Below are 18,702 nucleotides of genomic sequence, written 5' to 3'. Positions count from 1 at the left end.
ACATTATGCGCGGTTAGGTCAGGCCCGTTCAGTGGAGACAGAAACACAGCCGCTGCAAGGGCTACAGCCGTGCCTGCTCCTTTTGAATACTTCGCCAGGATGTCATACCAAGCCTGTTTTAGCTCGGGATCGGTGGCCCTGACCGCCGCCAGACTTATCAGCACTTCTTGGACGTCCAGGCCAATTTCCTGGGCAATCTTTTTTGCAGTGCTATCAGTGAGTTGCACCTTGCCAGTGGTTAGGCTGGAGATATGCGACTTGGTAAAACCCAGCTCGGCAGCGACTTGCTGATACTGGCTGAATTTTTTAGCCCTCATGTAGGCCTGAATCAGTGCTTTAGAGTCCATTTGACTGTCTCCTGACTTTTTCGAGTGGGCATATAACACACCTATTAGGGTCAAAAGTCACCCGTTGTTAGTTAGATTTAGTTCTGATTCAATCCGGTCAATTCATAATAAATCTGACCGACCTATGACCCACTCTAGCCCACAAAATCAGGATCTGCCCGCGCTCATCGAGCGCAAGGTCTATTGGCAGGCAGAGCCGACTGGCGATTACTCCGCCTGCATCGCGGGTCAGGTCGAGATGTTCCGCGACCTGCATGAGTTGCGGATCTACTTGTCGATGACGTACCCCGACACCGTGTTTGACCTAGTAGAGGTCACCGAGGACACATGGCGCGACTTCTATGACCAGGGAGTATTTTTCGATGACTGGTCATAACGCCGTGCTGCTGATTGACGGGGGTCGCTCATGATCACCTCAACTTCTGGCTATCTTCGTGATGCCATGACCATGTCCAGCGACGTAATGCCGATAAATAGGGTTATCGGCGCCAAAACCTTGATCGACTATCTGTCCTTTACCTGGGCACCGGACGAACTGCGCCGGATGACCGACTTAGCCAAGCAAGGCGCACTGCTCAAGGCCATCCCGCGGTTCGACACCACCAACAAGGCTATCCAGGCGGCCTTTGCTGCCCCTGCGGTGGAAGGCTTGCGCTACCTGTGGAAGCGTCCGGTTGGCTTCGCTCCCCTCGCCCGCTTTGACAAGGTGACCGAGCGCTTGTGTGAGAAAGCCTCGCCCAAGCCCTTGGCCGTGAAAGCCCCCTCCCCTGTGCTCACGCCGTCCATGACCGAAATGATGGAGCAGGCCCTGCACTCTGGGTACAAGTCCCGCGCCGACATGCGCCAGGAGCTCAAGGCCGTCTGCTCTGCCCTGCTGGAGTTCTCCGAGTTTGAGGTTGTCCAGGGTGCCAAGTATTGGGAAGCGTACAACGACTTGATCGACTGCTACGGCGTCCAGTTCCTGGATGCCCTCTGCTGCAATGAGATCGAGCTGTGGCTCGAAGAGCTGAATACCCGCATCGGTGTCCCTATCCCCGAGCCGCGCTTCACCATGCGCCCTCGCCGCTCCGGTCTGCATGGCTACGCCAATTCAGCTGACTTGCTGTGTGATGGCCTCCCCTGCGGCCTGATTGGCTGGGGTGCGGCTAACCACGGTTGCATGGTGAGTTTTTCCGGCGTGGGTTGTGCGGCCCTGGACTTCCAGGCTTTGCATGATGTTATCTCTCACGTTCCTGGGGTGCGCATCACTCGGGTGGATCTCGCCCTGGACGATTACGGCGGCGAGCACATCACCTACCAGGGTGCCATTGCCGGCGCCGAAGCTGGCGAGTTCCATCCCCAGCGGGGCCGCGCGCCGTCCTGGATGAAGATTGAATCGGGCGAGTTCGTGATCACCGAGCTGGCCAAAGGCATCGCCAAGCGTTTCGGGATGGTGCCGACCAAGGGCTGCTCCTTCTACGTGGGCAGCCGCATTAACGGTAAGTGTGCCCGGGTATACGAAAAGGGAAAACAGATGCAGTCGGCAGAGTATCCGAACTGGGTACGCGCCGAAGGCGAATTACACAACAAGGACAGGATTATTCCGCTGGACGTCCTGGTAAACCCAGACCCCTATTTTGCGGGGATGTATCCGCAGTTCGCCACATGGTTGGCGGCTGTTCAGCAATCGGAAATAACACCCGTCAGACTGACCACCTTTAAAAACAAGTTCAAAACGTCCAGGGACAACGCCGTATTTAATATGTCCAGGATGGCAGGCCGCCTTGTTAATTGGTTAGCCAATATTGAGGGGTTATCCCCTGACAAGATTGTTAACCAATTAACTGCGCACCTGGAAGAAACAGATATTCCAGCGCGATTAAGAATGCCGCTCCCTCCTGACCTGGACGAGCTGCCACTATTTTCGACCTAACTAAGGTTCTTCAACGAGGTAATAACTATGTCTATTCTGTCCGGTGTTCTGGTCACTCGCGTGACCCATGGCTATGGTGTTTCCCGCAAATCCGGTGCACCGGTGCCTTATGACTTCGCCCAGGTGGAATACCTGGCACTGGCAAATAACGTCAACAAGCCGGAGTGCAATATCACTTCCTGGGGTTATGAGGTGCGCCAATTGGCCCTGCGCAATGACGCCGCCACGATTAAAGAGCTGGCCGACTGTCCGAAATTGGTGGCCGTGGATCTTGTCCTGGAAGCTGATCCCCAGAATCCGACCCGTAACGTTGTTGTTGGTTTCCAGCCCACTAAAAAGCCGCTGTAACTACCGCGCAACGAGGAGGAGGAGCGAGAGCGCGCAGCGAGCGACGACGAGGGCGCGATAATGCTTTGTCTAGATATTACCTCTGAGGGATATGCCCGTCTTTCTGAGGGGGATGCCTGTAAATATGTGCTCTTGACTGTCCAGGAGCACACCAAATTAACGGATATATCCAACTGGTTTCAGTTGGATGTAACACAAATTGGACTTGCCTTTAGTTCAGGGATTGTTATCTGGGCTTTGGGTTTAAAACTGGGCGCAATTGCCCGTGTAATTGTAGGTGCAAAAAGAGGATAAACGAAATGCCTAATTTCTATCGTAATGGTTGTATTGCCCTGGCGGGTTCCGTGGCTGCAATGAGTGCCAATGCTGAGGACGGTGGTCTTGCTGCTGCTGCGGCTGCTGCTCTGCAAAGTGCACAATCCGATGTAACTGCGACCGGCCCCAAGGTACTGATGGTCGTCGCTTCTGTCGTTGCGGTCGGCATCCTGATCGTCCTGATCCGCAAAGCCTAAGCCATGTCTTTGCTAATCGGGACGCTCTGGTTCCTGTTCTTTGTCGAAGGTTACAGGGCATCGTTTTCGATATGACACAAGGCGGCTTCGGTCGCCTTTTTTATTGGGGGTCGTGTGAGAGTCCTTTATTTGCTGCTCCTGGTGCCGCTGGGGGCGTTTGCGAGCTGTCCGGCTGGGCTCCATTTACAAAATGTGCCGATTGGTACGGCAATGCCTTATTGCGTCAAATGGGAGTCCTCTTCACTGGGCGGCTGTGAGGTGGGTTGTTCTGGTGTGTGTGTTGAAACGCCTGCTACGGGCACGATGGGGCCTATATATTCGAGTGGCGTTGAATGCTCTGTGGGCGGTGGTGGTGACGGTGGCGGTGACGGTGGCGGTGATACAGGGGGCAGTCCTGGCGGGGATGGTAGTCTTCCTGGTGATACCGATAATATTGCTGGTTGGCAGTATTTTAATCATTATGGTTATGAGAACGTCGGTTATACCCTTTCAAAGATTAACGCTAATTTAGGCAAACAGTTGACGGGTGTTAATTCTAGGCTTTCTGATTTGAAGAATTATTCCAATCAGATTTCTGGCAATACATTTAAGACGCAACTCGAATTGTCTGGCGTTAATGATAGACTTAATGAGGCGCTGCCTTATATAAAAGAAACGTCTGGTCGAATTGAGGGGACTAATCTTTATTTGTCTCGCATGGAGGCTGATTTTGATTTAGCTAATGTTCAGTTAAAGAAGATTGCTGATAATATTGGCTCTCTTGGTGGTGGCAGTGGTGGTTCTGATTTAGGTACTCTTCCTGGTGATGCTGCGGCAATCAAAGGCATGATGCAAACGGCCATGGGGTGGTGGGGTGGCACTCCAGGGAATCTGACCGCGATCAGTGGTCAGCTGACGGGCATTTCTAATAGCGTTGCGCCAATGTTCCCTATGCTTGAGCATTTCAATAAGCTGCAGACGGGTTTGCAAACTCAAATGGCAGGTGATTTGGCTGCAATCAAAGACGCACTAGGCAACGGGCAGGGCTCGGGTGGTTCGGGTAATGAAGGGGGCGCTGATATAGATTATTCCCAAATGCCAGGGGCAGCCGATAATCCATTGCACGTGGCGGGTACAGAATATAAATCTGGTTTGTGCCAAGAAGGTGATAATTGCGCGTTTAACCTGGGACGTATAAATAAAGAGTATGAGGATAAGAAGGGTGAGCTTAAAGAAAAATACAAGGAAATAAAGAGCGATGTTTCCGAGGTATTTAAATTTCAGCTTTCTGGCTCTGCCTCAGTCCCTAAGTGCTTTGACCTGTTTTCTATTGATGGCAAGTCGTTTTCAGTTTGTCCCGAAGTGGATGGATATTGGGAAATCCTGGCGGCAGTCATGTTGTTTATTTTTTACTTTGTAGCTTTGATGATAGTTGCCAGGAGGTAAATCATGGAGTGGCTAGGTGATTTGTTTAGCGGGTTATTCAACGATATATATGAGCTCGCTGTCCAGGTAACTGCCTGGATTTCGGTAAAGATGGCGATTCAATGGGTTGAGTTCAAGTTGTTCATGCTGATGTTTTCCTGGGACGTTGCCAGAGAAATCCTGATAAATCTGCAATTCAGCGATTTGATTTCGCAGTCCTTTAATAACCTGCCTGATACGGTGCGGGATATTTTGCTCTATCTGCATTTTGATAAAGGGTTGTCCATTGTTACCCAAGCGTTTGTGACCCGCTTCTTGCTTAATATGTTCGGGTGGTGATGTATGTCGATTAAAATCCATCACGGTGCCCCTGGTTCTTATAAGTCCTCCGGTGCTATTCATACCGATGTGATCCCGGCTATCAAGGCGGGTCGCTTGATTGTCACGAACGTGCGAGGCTTCTCGGTTGAGCGCTGCCGTGAGGTGCTCGGCAAGGATGTACCAGAAAGTTTTGAGGTGCTCTATATCGAGACTGAATCCCAGGAGGGGCGTGATCATCTGGCACGTTTCTACCACTGGGCGCCCAAGGGGGCTTTCTTCCTGGTCGATGAGGTGCAACGGGTATTTCCTCCAGCATGGCGCCAGAGTGATTTAGACCGCCTCAATTATCCAGGTGGGCCGGACAAAGCCAAAGAAGATGGCCGACCGGAAACCATCGACGTGGCATTTGATATGCACCGTCACCATAACTGGGACTTTGTATTAACGACCCCGAACATAAAAAAGGTGCACCAAGTAATTCGGGCGGCGGCTGAAACGGCCATTCGCCATACCAATATGGCGATATTGGGCATCGGTGGCCGTTATAAGACGGTGCTTCACCTCTCCGATAACTCCGGTACATCTATGTCTGATGTGCTGCAGGCCAAGCCATTCAATAAGGTGCCAAAATATGTTTTCAAGCTTTATGACTCGACTACAACCGGTAAGGTCTCGGATACAATCGCGGGCAGCTCGATGCTGCGAGATCCTAAAATACTCTTTGTTCTGGCGATTTGGGGACTCTGTGTATTTTTTGGCTTCATCAAGCCTGAATATATTGATGCTCCTGCTAAGGCCCCTGCGCCCTCTCCTGCCGCTGCTCCGGCTCCTGGGGCGGTGGGTGCTACGCCCACTGCTGATGTACGTCCTAGCGGCGATCCTGCTGCGTCTGCTGATGGCGTCTTTGCTGTAGGGCCGTTCGCCGGATACCGCCTGATTATCAACTGCCATGTGCTGACCAAGAGCGATCGAGACGTCTACAACGTCGAATACTGTTTCGCGCTGCGCAAGGGCGACGACGAGCAAGCCATCTATGCCGAGGAGTGGCCTCAGTATTTCGTGGGCGTGAAAGCCATGACGGCGTGCCATGCGGTGATCCAGTACCAGGGCAAGCCCGTGGATGTGTATTGCGACCCTGACGGGGACGCATTGCGTAAGCGGGTCAATGGGGCGCTCTTTGCTGGCGCCAAGAATGGTGAGGCTCCGAGCGATGACCGGACATAAATACAACTGTGGTTCTAATGGGGGGTTGATGTGATTGGCATCGTCGCTGTCTGCCTTGATATTGCCATCCTGATAACCCTGGGGAGCAATCCTAACTATTCCGCCGAGGCTCGTTTGGCCTGCTTTGCCCTGGTTGCGTTGTTCTCGCTGCCTCCCCTGCTCTGGCTCTTTGGGGGCCACCTTATCGAGCTGGAGGAGAAGTGGCGGCACCACTGCCGGGCAAAACGCCGCGCTCGGGCTGCTGCCGCTCGTCTTAAGTCTGGCAACTGAATCACAGGGGCGTCAGCCCCTATAAGGCGACCCACTGAGGCCCATTGTCGGGAAGGTGGTAGGCTCGCCGAAACTTCTTTGGAATGCCTCTGTGAGGCTGTGACTCTCCCCTTCCCTGCAAAACCGGCTTTTGAGGCTTTCGGGCTCTGAGGGAAGTGAATGCAATAGCACCCTTTGATGTTGTAATGTATAGCATGATGTCAAATATTGATTGCTGTAGAGGGGGTGGGGTAATGAATTATTATAAATATATGGGGCGTATTTCATCAGAATGTTTTTTGACAGATTTGACAATTCGCTTTTCTCAACCAAAAGCATTGAATGATCCTTTTGAGCTTAGTCCTGAAATATACTGCGAACAATTCGAACTCAAAGGGCGGATGAATTTCAAAACAAAATATTTTCTTACCGGATGCCCGTCTGTTGTAAAAAAATACATTGTCCCTCAAGATAATTTTTCTAAAGGAAGTTTAATGGTGGATGTTCAATATCAAATTGAGCAGTTTAACGCTAATCTTGGCGTCTTATGTTTAACTAGAGATCATCACTCACTGCCTAAAAATTCTCTTATGTGGGCTCATTATGGTGAATCGCATTCTGGAATAGCCTTGAAGTTTAAAAATAGCTGTCAGTTTGTTTCTGAATCTCATGAAATTAAATATGTAAAATCAAGGCCAATAATAAATGCAAGGATTTTTTTCGATCATGAAAATATTTCTATTGGAGATTGGTTTTTTAAGTCTGACTCATGGGCTTATGAACGTGAAGTTAGATTCCCAAGACATTTAGATGATTGTACCAATACAGGTAAAAAAGGATTTTTTTGATAATGATATTTACGTGCGCGGTGTTGAACCTGATTTGCTTGAGTGTATATATGTAGGGGCTAATGCTAATGCTAGGTTGAAAGGCTTGGCTTTAGATTTTCATACTCGGACGGGAATTGATGTTATTTATTTAGGCGTAGGCGCTCGTCAGTATTCTTTAATCCCATATAGTTTTAATTCACGAAAAAATTATAATCAGATGATGGATCAAGTTATACGTATTCATCAGGAAAGCTTAGAGCTGTTTTGAGTTACTGAGGCCCCCCCCGTGTAGTAATACGGGGGGAATTGCTAGACCAACTCAATGCTGCGGTGGTTTGTTGTTCCCAAGTAAAATTAGTGTCATTGTTGTTGACATGTTGCAAATTTGTGTGCCAAAGGGGGTGAGGAATGAGTGGAGCTAAGCGTCTTATCGAAGAGCAAGAAGCCAAGCGCTCTTGTGCTGTTGGAATCGCGATTGAAGCCGGTTCTGCAAAGCGATGCTGGGTACATGATGATGTGTTGATTGAGGGGGAGCCTGAAGGTGCAGCCTTAGAGTATGGTGTTCAACAGTTTAATGCTGGGGAACTGGCAGGCATTTTTGATGACATAGATGATATGGAAGAACATGTTAGGCAAGTAGTAGGAGAAACGGCTGAGTGTTGCTACAAATGCGATGACCCTGACTAATAGAGTCTCGCACTAGTGTAAAAGGGGGCTTGCGCCCCCTCCCCTGTCTAGTTGATGCCTAGCTTCTTCCGCCAGTAGAAAGCTGCCATCTGTCTCTCGGACCTATCTGCCTGGATGATGGCCATCGCTTCGATCCTTCGTCTGTCAAACCTCACACCAGTGGGAGAAATCAAACAGTCATTTGCCATCCGCCACCCCTCCCAGCTTTTGAAGATTGTGGGCAGCTCCCGCCCGGATGCCATACGCATAAGCCGTTTATAGACAGGTGGGATCTCTTTACCCTTATCCCAATATGTGACCTGCCTCACAGAAACGAAACATAGATTTGCCGTCTCCTCTTCCGATAAACCGCATTCAAACCAACGAAAAATGAAGTTTTTGGTCAACTCTCGTTCCATCCAAGTAAATACCTGATAAACCAGCAAAATTGCGTGGGCTGGCTTATCGGCAGGTTTCAGATGGGCATTTAACCAAACGCGACATTATGCGCGGTTTTGGCTGGGGCGACTGGCGGGCATGTTTTCCCGCCACCCCGCACTTGGCTGCTCTTTACGCAGTCTGCACATGGGCACTTATTCATGCAGGCGATCCAGCGGCTTATAGTTGGCACTCTCGTGGCGTTCGCTGTTGCCGGTGTGCAGGTATTTGGATGTGGTGTCTATGCTGTCGTGTCCCGCGTCGGCCTGCACGTGTGACAGCGGTCGGCCATGCAGGTTGATGTCGTGGGTGATGCCGGTATGGCGGATGGAGTGCGGCGTCAGGGTGCGCATCTCGGCAGCGTCCTGATCAAACCCATCCTGCTCGGCCAGGTTGGCGGCCTGCTCGAAGACCGCCATCACCAGATCCCGCAGTTGGCGGATACCCAGGTTGGCGTTGAGCTCGCCTTGCTCCCGGCCATGGGCCGCCGCCTTGTGGCGCACGAAGAGCGGCGTCTGTTCGCCCGGGGTTGGCAGCGGCGAGAGTCCAAGGAAGGTTCGATAGCGTGCCAATGCATCCAGCAACGCCTGGGAGACGGCCACTGTACGGCGTTTGCCGCCTTTGCTGCGAGGAATGTCATAACCCCAGACCACGGTCTTGCTGTCGCGGCGAAACTGGCTCATGACGGGGCTGAAGCCCGGTCTGGCCGCCACCTCGGAGATACGCAGATAACAGGCGTACATGAGGCAGATGAGAAACCGGCTGCGCTCATGCTGGGCCGGGCATTCGGTTGCCAGCCGCTCGGCGGCCTGCATCACATAGGACCACTGCAATTCGGTAAAGGACTGGGCCTCTTCACCGGCATCCTGGTTGTTCGGCCGCTTGACCCGCTGCAGCAGGAGCGCCGGATTGCGATCCATGTACTCCTCCTGGATAAGGAACTGGAAGAAGGCCGACAGTATGGCGAGCTTGGTCTTCATCGCCTGTTCGCTCAGGCGATATGGCAACTCGCGGCCCAACTCCCGCTTGCCGAGAAACGGTCGCCACAAGGGGTTGGGCAACCGCTCTCCCCACTCCTTGTCGAGCACGAACTGGGCCACGTTTCGGTATGCGATAAGCCCCTGTGGCGGTGCCTGGCAGTAGTCGAGATAGCGCATCATGATGCGCCTGGTGAGATCCTTGGGGCTGATGGCCACCTCGCAGAAACACCAATGCAGGAAGGTGGTCAGCTCGCTGCGGTAGGTCTTGTAGTTGTTCTCGCTGTGGCGTTGCTCCAGCAGCCAGTCGACGGCCAGCTCATAGACAAGGCCGGCATCGGGGACATTGCCCAGGCTGAGGGTGGCCAGATACTGGTTGACCTGGGGGTTGCCCGCCTCCAGATGGAGCAAATTGTCGAACAGCGGCATGGCGGGCGGCAGTGACGGATGAGTCATGATGGTGCTTGTGAGTCTTGTTGAGTGAGGCTGGCCTAGTGTCGCGCAATCCTGATGCCGATAAATGGGGTTATCGGCATCAGGAGATGCCAGATGGCCCCGGATCAGTCGTCAAGGCTTCCCCTGGCGGACAGAGGTCAGGATAGAACACGGTGTTTATTCAATGAATATGCACTCTTGTTGGAAATTTATCGGGGTAAATAGCGACAAGAGTGACTGAAAATGGACTCTTCATGAATATTGTGGTGCGGGGCCCAGGGCTGGACGCCCTACCCCGCCCTTCCCTTGTCAGGCCACGCTCTTGAGGGATTTTCCCTTGGGCTTCTCGGCGTCCACCTTGTCTTCCCTGGGGCTGATCCCCTGCACCTTGCCGCCGCGCAACACGTTCTGCAGCAGATCCCGCTGCTCGGCCAGGTAAAAGGCCAGGCTCTCCTGCTGCTCGGGCGCCAGCTGGACAGGTGCCCCGGCCAGCAGCGTCATCAGTTCATCGGCGGTATCCAGCAGCTTGTCATAGGCATCCGCCTCTTTCTTGCTGGCAAAGGTCATCTTCTCTACTCCCCCACGCACGACAACATACTTGATCTCAACGGCCATAGTGGCGTCCTCCTCATGATAGTGACTGCAAGTATATGTATGAATATACAGTGTTGCAAATAACACTCAGGATCCGCCACCGCGCCCATCGCTTTATCGGGCGTCTCTTATGTGGCAACCAGGTCCCGTGTTTCTCTCCATGGCCCTGGGAGTTGGCAGGCCGAGCCATCTTTTCTTGGCCAGAGGCTGAGCTGCGGCAAGACAGCGAAGGCGTTTTAGGGTAAATTTTATCAATTCCTTCAACAGGTTGAATCGTATGTCGGATCCCCACTCCGTGATCGTCTGCCCGGCGTGTGACTTGCTGATCGAACGCAAGCTGCTGCCCCTGCGTCGTCACGCCCATTGTCCGCGCTGTCACCAGCATCTCTATGGGCGCTATGCTTTTCGTCCTTCCCAGTTGATGGCCCTCACCATCACCGGCTTCCTGCTGCTCCCCTCCGCCCTCTTCGAACCTCTGCTCTACCTGCGCCTGGCGGGGGTCAACTCCGATGCCAACCTGCTCAAAGGCATTCTGATGCTGTTTGAGGAGAGCGAACTCTGGGTGGCGAGCCTGGTGCTCTGGTGCGCCGTGCTGGCGCCGGTGGGGCTGCTGCTCGGCATCTTTGCGCTCGCCTCCGGCCTTGCCAAACGCTGGCACATACTGGCCCCGACGCTCAAGGCCGTGGAGGTGTTCCGGCACTGGGCCATGCTGGAGGTCTATATCGTCAGCCTGCTGGTCGCCCTGTTCAAGCTCATCGACATTGCCGACGTGCGCCTGGGGGGCGGTCTGCTCAGCCTGGGGATATTGATGCTGCTCAACATGACGCTATTGATCCTCTTCGACCCTTCCCCCTACTGGGAGCGGATACCGCTGCAAAACGCCTCGCAGGAGCCGGCTCATGATACCGACCAGCGCCCGTGAACTCGGGCTCTGCCGCTGCCACACCTGCGGACTGCTGGTGCGTTACCAGAGCGCCATGCGCTGCCCCCGCTGCCACAGCCCCCTGCAGATGCGGATCCCCCATTCGCTTGCCTGGTCATGGGGCCTGCTGGCGCTCGCCGCCTTCATGCTGCTCCCCGCCAACCTGCTGCCCATCACCCATTTCTACAACAAGGGATTACTGCAGTCCGATACCATTTTCAGCGGTATCATGGCGCTCTATCGCAGCAAGATGTCAGGGATAGCCACCATAGTGCTGACCGCGAGCATCATAGTCCCCATCGGCAAGATACTGGGGCTGGGTTGGATCTGCTGGCAGTTGCAGCGCAGCAAGCCGGTGCGGCGCAAGCGTCAGCTCATCATGTATCGCATCATCGATTTCATCGGTCGCTGGTCCATGCTGGACCTGTTCGTGATCTCGCTGATGGTGGCCCTGGTGGATCGCGGGGTCTTGCTCAACGTGCGGGCCGGGCCCGGGGCAACCGCCTTCGCCGGCGTGGTGATCCTCACCATGATGTCGGCCCGGATGCTCGACACCCGTCTGCTGTGGGACAAGGCGGCCCGTTAATGCATTTTTTCTGTATCGGATGTGCTGTGCATCACAGCCAATTTAAGGAGTCGGTATGATCGGGGCTGAACCCGTCATTGAGAAACATCGCTGGTTATCCCCAGTCTGGTTGTTGCCCTTCATCGCCCTCTTGCTGGCGGGTGGTTTCATCTACCAGCAGTGGACGAGCAGCGGTCAACTCATTCGCATCAACTTTGCCCAGGGCAATGGCATCCTGCCGGGCAAGACCCAGCTGCGTTATCAGGGGGTTGCCATAGGGGTGGTCCAGGATCTGGAGCTGGCACAGGACGGTCGCAAGATAGCCGTGCTCGCCAAGGTCGACAGCCGCGCCCGCCCGCTCATCCGCAAGGGCTCCGACTTCTGGCTGGTGAGCCCCAAGGCGTCGCTGACCGAGATCTCCGGTCTCGATACCCTGGTCTCCGGCAACTACATCAACCTGCAACCCGGTCGGGACAACAACCCGCTGGAGGACGAGTTCGATGCCCTGGACGGCCCTCCCCCCGGCTATCAGGCCCAGGGGCGCACCCTGCACCTGACCGCCGACTCCCTGGGATCGGTCGGCATCGGGGCCAAGATCTACTTCCGCGGGCTCGAGGTCGGTAGCGTCATCAATACCCGTCTGGGCGAAGACAACCAGAATGTGATCCTGGATCTGGTGATAGAGCCGCGCTTCGAGCACCTGGTCAAGGTGGATACCCGCTTCTGGAACATCAGCGGCATCAAGGGCTCCTTCAGCCTGGCCGGTGTCAGCGTGGAGGCTGGCAGCCTCACCTCCATACTGAGCGGCGGCATAGCGTTTGACTCCCCCAAGGCGTCGCCCGTCGCGCAGAAGGGGCTCAATTTCACCCTTTACAAGGGACTGGCCGAGGCGGCCAGAGGGGAGCGCATCACCATCCAGGCGGGCTCCCTGCCAGTCAAGGAAGGCATGCCCATCCTCTATGAAGGGATAGAGATTGGCAGGATAGACCCCATTCGCCTGACCGAGCAGGGCCGAGTCGTCACTGCGCTGATCAACCCCGAGCAGGCATTTCGAATGACCGGCAAGAGCCGTCTGGTCTGGGAGACAGTCTCCCTCTCCCCCACCGGGGTCAAGCACGCGGATCGCCTGCTGGCCGGACCGGCCATCCGTCTCGACTATGTGGCAGGGGAAAAGGTCAGCACCATGACGCTGGCGAGCCAGGAGCCGCGCGATGGCATCAAGCTGACCCTGCAGGCGGACGATCTCGCCGGCTTGAACGAGGGGGCCCCGCTCTGGTTCAAGGGGTTGCAGATAGGTGAGCTGGGGGCACTGACCCTGGATGCCGGCGGCAATGCCAGCGTTAGCCTGGTGGTAAACGAGCGTTATCAGCACCTGCTGAAGCGGGCCCGTTTCTATCGTGCCGCCCCCTTGCAGGTCCAGGCCGATCTGAGCGGCCTCAAGGTGGAGACCAGCCCGGCGAGCGCCTGGCTGGCGGGCGGGATCAAGCTTGTCCAGGCCACAGTGGGGGAGCGTATCGACCGCCTCTATCCCAGTCAGGAGCTGGCCCTGCTCGGCAGTCGTGATGCAAGACCCGAGCGCTGGACACTGCGCGCCGAGCAAGCGGACGGGATAGGCGTAGGCTCCCCCGTCCTCTATCTGGGGCTGGAAGCGGGCAAGGTCAAGGCGTTGAAAGCCGAGGAGCGCGGGGTGGCCATCACCCTGGAGATAGACGCCGTCTACGCGCCCCTGCTCAGGCAGCAGCCCCAGTTCTGGAAGAAGGCCGCCATCGACGGCAAGATCCGGCTCGACGGGGTGCAGGTCAGGATGGGCAACCTCGCCACCCTGCTGCGGGGGGCCATCGAATTTGACCGGCTTGGCACCGGCCGCAGCAGCCATCAGCTGTTTGACAGCAAGGAGCAGGCCGGCACCCAGGTGCGCACCCTGACCCTGACCGCCGACAGCAACCCCGGGCTCGGGGTGGGCAGCCCCATCCGTTACCGTGGGGTGGACATCGGCAAGGTGGAGCAGATTGAACTGGATCCCGCCCTGGGTCAGGTGAGCTTCAGAGCCGAGCTGGATGGGCAGTACGCCGCCCGCTTCCTGCAGAGCGGCGCACGCTACACCCTGGTGCAGGCCAAGCTCGGGCTGGGGGGGGTCTCCCACCTGGACACCCTGATCAAGGGTGCCTTCGTGGAGGCAAGCCCGGGCCAGGGCGCGGGCAAGGAGCGCTTCCCCCTGAGTCAGAACACCCCCATCGGCTTGGCCCTGACCCTCAAGAGCCCCTCCGTGAGCGGCATCAGCGTCGGCAGCCCCCTGCTGTTTCGCAAGATGGTGGTGGGCAGCGTCAGCGATGTGGCGCTGGCACGGGATGGCAGCGAGGTACTGATCGAGGTGAACGTCGCTCAGGAATACGCCCACCTGGTACGCGCCAACAGCCGCTTCTGGAACGTGTCCGGGGTCAAGGCCGACATCGGCCTGACCGGCGGCACCATAGAGGTGGAAACCGTACAGAGCCTGCTGGCCGGCGGCATCGCCTTCAACACCCCGGAGCGGGAGATGGGGCCGACCGTCAAGGCCGGCCACAGCTACCCGCTCTATGGCAAGGCAGAGAAGGAGTGGCTGGAGTGGAGCCCCCGCATCCAGCCCTGATGTTCTCCTGACCCTTTGACCCAAGCCCGGCCCAGTGCCGGGCTTGTTCGTTTTGCCCATCGCCCATTCAGAATATTCCGACCCCTGTGGTACTATGTCGCCCCTCTTTTGGGTCAGCGAGACGGCACTGTGCACGACAATACCTACCTTCCCGAACACTTCCTGCGTCATATCGCGGGCATCATGCCGGCCCATCTCTCCATGGATGCGTTCGTGGCGAGCTGTCGGCGGCCGCTGCGGCGCAGCATCCGGGTCAACACCCTCAAGATATCCGTGCCCGACTTCGTGACACGCATGGCGCCACTGGGCTGGCAGCTGGATCCCGTGCCCTGGTGCGAAACCGGCTTCTGGCTGACCCGGGCCGACGAGAGCGTGCCCCTTGGCAACACCGCCGAGCACCTGTGCGGCCTCTTTTACATCCAGGAGGCGAGTTCCATGCTGCCGGTGACGGCGCTCTTTGCCAGCGAGCGGATAAAGCACGATGGCATGCTGCTGGATGCGGCGGCGGCGCCCGGCTCAAAGACAACCCAGGTGGCGGCCCTGATGGACAACCAGGGCATGCTGGTTGCCAACGAGTTTTCCAGCAGCCGGCTCAAGGTACTGAGCGCCAATATCCAGCGCTGTGGCGTGACCAACGTGGGCATGACCCATTTCGATGCCAAGGTGTTTGGCCAGTGGTTGCCGGAAACCTTCGATGCTATCCTGCTCGATGCCCCCTGCTCGGGGGAAGGCACGGTGCGCAAGGATGAAGATGCCCTGCGAAACTGGAGTCTCGAGAGCATCGAGGAGATCGCCGCTGTGCAGCAAGGGCTGCTGGAGAGTGCCTTCCACGCCCTCAAACCCGGTGGCGTGCTGGTCTACTCCACCTGCACACTGAGCCTTCAGGAGAACCAGGCGGTCTGTCAGTCGCTGCAAGAGAAGTTCGGCGACGCCCTGAGCGTCGACTCCCTGGCCTCTCTCTTCCCCGGTGCCGGGCAGGCCTGCACCCCAGAGGGTTACCTGCATGTCTGGCCCCAGATCTTCGACAGCGAGGGCTTCTTCGTCGCCAGGATCAGCAAGCATCACTCAGTGCCCAACACCATGTTCAAGCCGGGCAAGCTCGGCAAGTTCCCCTTCTCCCCTCTGCCGGCGACAGAGGCCGAGCCCATGTTGCGAGAGATAGAGGCGAGCTTCGGGGTCGCTGCGCGGGGTCAGCTGTTTGGTCGCAATGACGAGATCTGGCTCTTCCCCCACGCCTTTGAGCAGGTGCAGGGCAAGCTGCGCTTCGATCGCATCGGCATCAAGCTGGCGGAAACCTTCAAGAAGGGATATCGCCTCACCCACGAATGGGCGCTGGCCTATGGCAGCCTGGCCACCCGGGGATGTGTCGAGCTGGATGCCGCCAACGGGCGGGAATTCATGATGGGGCGGGATGTCTGGCCCGAGCTGGCCCCGGGAACGGGGGAAGTGATCGTCCGCTATCAGGGTTACCCGCTTGGGATGGGGAAATGGGTCGGGAGCCGCATCAAGAATGCCCTGCCCCGTGAGCTGGTGCGGGACAACAACCTGTTCAACGAGTGAGATGCCGGCGGCCATTTCAAGGACTGACACCTGTTCGAGTCTGGAAAACCCACACTCTGGTTGAACTTTTAGTCACTTCTTGAAATGCCTCGCGCCTTGTCTAAGCTTAAGGCAATCCGCCTATCAATTAGCGCACGGCTCTGCAAGGAGCCAATTCCCCTATGCCAGGTACAAGGAATTCGTACCTGGCTTTTTTTATTCGCTGATCTCCGCGAGGGCTTTCTCCGGTCTCCCCTGGGGCACCAGCTCGTGCTGGTACAGCAGATCGATCGCCTGCTCGATGAGGGAAGCCTGATTGTCTTCCAGGTGCTGACCTAGCTCCTGCAACCGCTCGGCGTGGCGATTGCTGATCCAGCATTGCAGCCTGCTGTGGGTCTCCTGCTTGCGTTTCACGTGTTGGCGTTGCCGCTCGGCATTGTCTTGCGCCACATTCATCTTCATTTTCTGGCTCATATGACCTTGCTAAATAAGAGAGTGGGGTTTGTTATCTCTCACTCTGGTGTGCGCCGGAATGACACTCCCCTGCCAGGGGTGAGAGCCGCCTGCTGTGCCTGGCTCTTTTCCCTTGATGCTGACCCTTCACCGGCACAGCGTCGGAGTGCGAGAAATATATCATCAAATCAATCAGATGGCATTTAACATAAAAAATACCGTGGCGCGGTTATCTTACAGCAAGCCTGCGAGGGCATGATCGGAGAACTTGTGCGCATCGTCGAAATACTCCTGCAGGGTACGCATGTCCTTGTGCCGTGTCACCTCGATGATCTTGTTCATCGGCTTGCCCGCGGTCACCGCCGAGGTGATGAAGCCTCGGCGCAGGCTGTGGCCACTGACATAGAGATCGTGGATGACCTGGCCGGTTCGCCGCTTGATCATCAGGTTGATGCCTTGCGGCCCCAGGGGATCTGCGGTGAGCTGCCCCCAGCGGGTCATGCGGCGAAACAGCGGGCCCTGGCTTATGCGGCTCGCTTTCAACCAGCGGCCGAGGGCGGTTACCGGGCAATAGTGCTTGCCGGGAATGAGCGCGATTTCGGTTTCATGGAGTTGATGCTTGCTCGGCTTGAGCCGGAGCCGGATCCCCTGCCCCACGAAGTCGAGATCGCCCACTTCGATACGAGCCGCCTCCGAACGGCGCAGGGCGCCGCTGAACATCAAGAGCAGCAGGGTGTGATCCCGCAGCCCCGCCAGGGTGGAGGTGTCTATCTCGTCGAGCACCCGGGTCAGGGGTTGCAGGGTCAGGGCTCCCGTCTTGTGTTTGCGGTTATCCCCGAGGCGTACTATGCCCCGCATCATCTCCTTTATTTCCGCATGCTCGGTCGGCATGGGATGAATGCCCTTCTGCTTGAAGGCATAACGGATGCCGGCGAGCCGCCGCACCAGAGTGGCCGGTTTTCGAGGCTCCCCGTTGCGCAGCTCCCCCTTCCCCTCCTCTTTATCCAGCCATACCCAGTCGGCCAATATGCCGTCAGCCTGATCCGCCAGAAAGTTCATGATGTCGTGATGGCTGGTTTGCAGTGGATCCAGCCCATGCAACTGGCACCAGAATACGAAGATACGGGTATCGGCCTGATAGGCATTGAGGGTGGAATCCGCTTTTGCGCTGCGCAGGAAACGCCGCGCCCGGCTATTGAGCGCAGGATCGAACACCGTCTGCAGTGACTGATGAGCCGGTGGTGAAATGGTTGGATAGGCCACGTAAGTCTATGATTCGATATGGAGTTTAGGAGGATCTTACAGGATCTTACAGATCCATCAAGTATCGATAATGAATATTATCGATATTAATTGGGTATTGATTCAATGCCTCCAGCCTCCCGGGGATAATAAGCAGGCTTACTCTATATCCGGAGAAAATGTTTTCCAGAAGATGGTCCAGTATCGGATATTGAGTGAGAGATAACGAGGTGGGTGATTGATATAGCCGGGGGTAATCTGGCTGATGATTTTAAATAAAGAGCCCCGTCTGTCGGGGCTCCTTGGGGTTATTTTTTCGCCAGCTTGAATAGCTCAAAGAAATTGTGGCTGGTGGCCTCTGCCAATTCGGCCAGCGATATCTGCCGCAGATCGGCAATAAATTGCGCGACGTCTCGCACGAAGGCAGGCTCGTTCTCCCTCCCCCGGTGAGGAACGGGGGCAAGATAAGGAGAGTCCGTCTCTATCAGCAATCGCTCCAGTGGCAATGCCTTGACCACGGCCTGCAGTGCCGAGGCATTCTTGAAGGTGGCTATCCCCGAGATGGAGATGTAAAAGCCCATCTCCATGGCGGCCTGGGCCATCTCGAGAGATTCGGTGAAACAGTGCAGTACGCCCCCCACCTGTTCGGCCCCCTCTTCGCGCATGATCTGCAAGGTGTCTTGCTGGGCATCCCGGGTGTGGATGATGAGGGGCTTGTTCAATGCTCGGGCTACCCGGATATGTTCCCGGAAGGAGGCTTGCTGCACCTCCTTGTTTTCCGGCGAATAGAAGTAGTCGAGCCCGGTTTCGCCTATGGCCACCACTCTCTCATCCGCCGCCTGGGTCAGCAGCAAGGGGGCATCCACACCGGGATCCTGATTGAGCGGGTGGACGCCACAGGAGGCAAACACCTGGGGATAAGGAGCAATCGCCGCCAGCATGGACGGGAACTGCGCCTGGGTCACGCTGACGCAGAGAAAATATCCCACATCCAGTTTCGCGGCCTTGGCCAAGACATCGGCCATGTCGGTCTGCTTGCTGCCGTAGCTGAGACGGTCGAGATGGCAATGGGAATCAACGAGTAACATAGACAAC

21 protein-coding genes are annotated in these 18,702 nt (G+C 56.2%); 14 read left to right on the top strand and 7 right to left on the bottom strand.

The features are described 5' to 3' along the window. On the bottom strand, positions 1-347 hold a 347-nt coding region (locus ACWPWQ_RS17730), incomplete at its 3' end, for a helix-turn-helix domain-containing protein (protein ID WP_454010396.1). Between the two features lie 124 nt (positions 348-471). On the opposite strand from ACWPWQ_RS17730, the gene ACWPWQ_RS17725 reads away from it, so the two are divergent. The 10 genes from ACWPWQ_RS17725 (at position 472) to ACWPWQ_RS17680 (ending at position 7,834) form a co-directional block, all read left to right on the top strand. Then, a complete protein-coding gene (locus tag ACWPWQ_RS17725; RefSeq protein ID WP_454010395.1) occupies positions 472-723 on the top strand; it encodes a hypothetical protein in 252 nt (83 codons plus the stop codon). A 30-nt stretch (positions 724-753) separates the two neighbouring features. Then, the gene (locus ACWPWQ_RS17720) at positions 754-2,259 is read left to right on the top strand and encodes a replication initiation factor domain-containing protein (RefSeq protein WP_454010394.1); all 1,506 of its coding nucleotides are present in this window, start codon (positions 754-756) and stop codon (positions 2,257-2,259) included. A 27-nt stretch (positions 2,260-2,286) separates the two neighbouring features. Then, on the top strand, positions 2,287-2,607 hold the full coding sequence (locus tag ACWPWQ_RS17715; RefSeq protein WP_223949935.1) for a hypothetical protein: 321 nt from the start codon (positions 2,287-2,289) through the stop codon (positions 2,605-2,607). A gap of 299 nt (positions 2,608-2,906) precedes the next feature. Further along, positions 2,907-3,119: a Flexible pilin gene (locus ACWPWQ_RS17710; protein ID WP_454010393.1), complete on the top strand. Its 213-nt coding sequence runs from the start codon at positions 2,907-2,909 to the stop codon at positions 3,117-3,119. Positions 3,120-3,248: 129 nt separating this feature from the next. After that, positions 3,249-4,544, top strand: a complete 1,296-nt coding sequence (locus tag ACWPWQ_RS17705) for a hypothetical protein (protein WP_454010392.1) — start codon at positions 3,249-3,251, stop codon at positions 4,542-4,544. Between the two features lie 3 nt (positions 4,545-4,547). Beyond that, positions 4,548-4,862, top strand: a complete 315-nt coding sequence (locus tag ACWPWQ_RS17700) for a DUF2523 family protein (protein ID WP_454010391.1) — start codon at positions 4,548-4,550, stop codon at positions 4,860-4,862. Positions 4,863-4,865: 3 nt separating this feature from the next. Next, positions 4,866-6,068, top strand: coding sequence for a zonular occludens toxin family protein (locus tag ACWPWQ_RS17695; protein WP_454010390.1), 1,203 nt, complete (start codon positions 4,866-4,868; stop codon positions 6,066-6,068). A gap of 503 nt (positions 6,069-6,571) precedes the next feature. Further along, complete coding sequence (locus tag ACWPWQ_RS17690; protein WP_454010389.1) at positions 6,572-7,165, top strand: DUF2971 domain-containing protein; 594 nt, start codon at positions 6,572-6,574, stop codon at positions 7,163-7,165. Continuing rightward, positions 7,128-7,415 carry a hypothetical protein gene (locus ACWPWQ_RS17685; protein WP_454010388.1) on the top strand — a complete coding sequence of 96 codons (288 nt, stop codon included), beginning with the start codon at positions 7,128-7,130 and terminating at the stop codon, positions 7,413-7,415. The genes ACWPWQ_RS17690 and ACWPWQ_RS17685 overlap by 38 nt, the downstream gene beginning before the upstream one ends. 140 nt (positions 7,416-7,555) lie before the next feature. Then, a complete protein-coding gene (locus tag ACWPWQ_RS17680; protein ID WP_454010387.1) occupies positions 7,556-7,834 on the top strand; it encodes a hypothetical protein in 279 nt (92 codons plus the stop codon). A gap of 47 nt (positions 7,835-7,881) precedes the next feature. Here ACWPWQ_RS17680 and ACWPWQ_RS17675 read toward each other — a convergent pair whose 3' ends face one another. The 3 genes from ACWPWQ_RS17675 to ACWPWQ_RS17665 form a co-directional block, all read right to left on the bottom strand. Continuing rightward, positions 7,882-8,076, bottom strand: coding sequence for a DUF3653 domain-containing protein (locus tag ACWPWQ_RS17675; protein WP_454010398.1), 195 nt, complete (start codon positions 8,074-8,076; stop codon positions 7,882-7,884). A gap of 330 nt (positions 8,077-8,406) precedes the next feature. After that, a complete protein-coding gene (locus ACWPWQ_RS17670) occupies positions 8,407-9,684 on the bottom strand; it encodes a tyrosine-type recombinase/integrase (protein ID WP_454010386.1) in 1,278 nt (425 codons plus the stop codon). Positions 9,685-9,972: 288 nt separating this feature from the next. Then, positions 9,973-10,278, bottom strand: coding sequence for a YebG family protein (locus ACWPWQ_RS17665; RefSeq protein WP_454010385.1), 306 nt, complete (start codon positions 10,276-10,278; stop codon positions 9,973-9,975). A gap of 256 nt (positions 10,279-10,534) precedes the next feature. On the opposite strand from ACWPWQ_RS17665, the gene ACWPWQ_RS17660 reads away from it, so the two are divergent. The 4 genes from ACWPWQ_RS17660 to rsmF all read left to right on the top strand — a co-directional run bounded on the left by ACWPWQ_RS17660 (position 10,535) and on the right by rsmF (position 15,933). Beyond that, positions 10,535-11,179, top strand: coding sequence for a paraquat-inducible protein A (locus tag ACWPWQ_RS17660; RefSeq protein ID WP_454010384.1), 645 nt, complete (start codon positions 10,535-10,537; stop codon positions 11,177-11,179). Beyond that, positions 11,157-11,765, top strand: coding sequence for a paraquat-inducible protein A (locus ACWPWQ_RS17655; protein ID WP_342058714.1), 609 nt, complete (start codon positions 11,157-11,159; stop codon positions 11,763-11,765). The genes ACWPWQ_RS17660 and ACWPWQ_RS17655 overlap by 23 nt, the downstream gene beginning before the upstream one ends. 55 nt (positions 11,766-11,820) lie before the next feature. Continuing rightward, positions 11,821-14,373 carry an MlaD family protein gene (locus tag ACWPWQ_RS17650; RefSeq protein WP_454010383.1) on the top strand — a complete coding sequence of 851 codons (2,553 nt, stop codon included), beginning with the start codon at positions 11,821-11,823 and terminating at the stop codon, positions 14,371-14,373. 129 nt (positions 14,374-14,502) lie between these two features. After that, a complete protein-coding gene (gene rsmF, locus ACWPWQ_RS17645) occupies positions 14,503-15,933 on the top strand; it encodes a 16S rRNA (cytosine(1407)-C(5))-methyltransferase RsmF (protein ID WP_454010382.1) in 1,431 nt (476 codons plus the stop codon). A 195-nt stretch (positions 15,934-16,128) separates the two neighbouring features. Here rsmF and ACWPWQ_RS17640 read toward each other — a convergent pair whose 3' ends face one another. The 3 genes from ACWPWQ_RS17640 to ACWPWQ_RS17630 all read right to left on the bottom strand — a co-directional run bounded on the left by ACWPWQ_RS17640 (position 16,129) and on the right by ACWPWQ_RS17630 (position 18,695). Then, the gene (locus ACWPWQ_RS17640) at positions 16,129-16,386 is read right to left on the bottom strand and encodes a RepB family protein (protein WP_454010381.1); all 258 of its coding nucleotides are present in this window, start codon (positions 16,384-16,386) and stop codon (positions 16,129-16,131) included. A 213-nt stretch (positions 16,387-16,599) separates the two neighbouring features. After that, complete coding sequence (locus ACWPWQ_RS17635) at positions 16,600-17,628, bottom strand: tyrosine-type recombinase/integrase (protein WP_454010380.1); 1,029 nt, start codon at positions 17,626-17,628, stop codon at positions 16,600-16,602. 287 nt (positions 17,629-17,915) lie between these two features. Further along, complete coding sequence (locus ACWPWQ_RS17630) at positions 17,916-18,695, bottom strand: TatD family hydrolase (protein ID WP_139434493.1); 780 nt, start codon at positions 18,693-18,695, stop codon at positions 17,916-17,918. Between the last annotated feature and the right edge of the window lie 7 nt (positions 18,696-18,702).

It is taken from the genome of Aeromonas sp. Marseille-Q7275, from assembly GCF_965119515.1.
Note: the sequence above shows the minus strand (reverse complement) of the source record. Positions and strands in the feature narration are given on the sequence as shown.

Bases quoted from the DNA above. Each gene is read 5' to 3' on its own strand.
- ACWPWQ_RS17710 (WP_454010393.1), top strand. From the start codon at position 2,907: ATGCCTAATTTCTATCGTAATGGTTGTATTGCCCTGGCGGGTTCCGTG.
- ACWPWQ_RS17725 (WP_454010395.1), top strand. From the start codon at position 472: ATGACCCACTCTAGCCCACAAAATCAGGATCTGCCCGCGCTCATCGAG.
- ACWPWQ_RS17700 (WP_454010391.1), top strand. From the start codon at position 4,548: ATGGAGTGGCTAGGTGATTTGTTTAGCGGGTTATTCAACGATATATAT.
- ACWPWQ_RS17660 (WP_454010384.1), top strand. From the start codon at position 10,535: ATGTCGGATCCCCACTCCGTGATCGTCTGCCCGGCGTGTGACTTGCTG.
- ACWPWQ_RS17690 (WP_454010389.1), top strand. From the start codon at position 6,572: ATGAATTATTATAAATATATGGGGCGTATTTCATCAGAATGTTTTTTG.
- ACWPWQ_RS17675 (WP_454010398.1), bottom strand. From the start codon at position 8,076: ATGGCATCCGGGCGGGAGCTGCCCACAATCTTCAAAAGCTGGGAGGGG.
- ACWPWQ_RS17720 (WP_454010394.1), top strand. From the start codon at position 754: ATGATCACCTCAACTTCTGGCTATCTTCGTGATGCCATGACCATGTCC.
- ACWPWQ_RS17650 (WP_454010383.1), top strand. From the start codon at position 11,821: ATGATCGGGGCTGAACCCGTCATTGAGAAACATCGCTGGTTATCCCCA.
- ACWPWQ_RS17630 (WP_139434493.1), bottom strand. From the start codon at position 18,695: ATGTTACTCGTTGATTCCCATTGCCATCTCGACCGTCTCAGCTACGGC.
- ACWPWQ_RS17670 (WP_454010386.1), bottom strand. From the start codon at position 9,684: ATGACTCATCCGTCACTGCCGCCCGCCATGCCGCTGTTCGACAATTTG.
- ACWPWQ_RS17685 (WP_454010388.1), top strand. From the start codon at position 7,128: ATGATTGTACCAATACAGGTAAAAAAGGATTTTTTTGATAATGATATT.
- ACWPWQ_RS17655 (WP_342058714.1), top strand. From the start codon at position 11,157: ATGATACCGACCAGCGCCCGTGAACTCGGGCTCTGCCGCTGCCACACC.
- ACWPWQ_RS17695 (WP_454010390.1), top strand. From the start codon at position 4,866: ATGTCGATTAAAATCCATCACGGTGCCCCTGGTTCTTATAAGTCCTCC.
- ACWPWQ_RS17680 (WP_454010387.1), top strand. From the start codon at position 7,556: ATGAGTGGAGCTAAGCGTCTTATCGAAGAGCAAGAAGCCAAGCGCTCT.
- ACWPWQ_RS17640 (WP_454010381.1), bottom strand. From the start codon at position 16,386: ATGAGCCAGAAAATGAAGATGAATGTGGCGCAAGACAATGCCGAGCGG.
- ACWPWQ_RS17715 (WP_223949935.1), top strand. From the start codon at position 2,287: ATGTCTATTCTGTCCGGTGTTCTGGTCACTCGCGTGACCCATGGCTAT.
- ACWPWQ_RS17665 (WP_454010385.1), bottom strand. From the start codon at position 10,278: ATGGCCGTTGAGATCAAGTATGTTGTCGTGCGTGGGGGAGTAGAGAAG.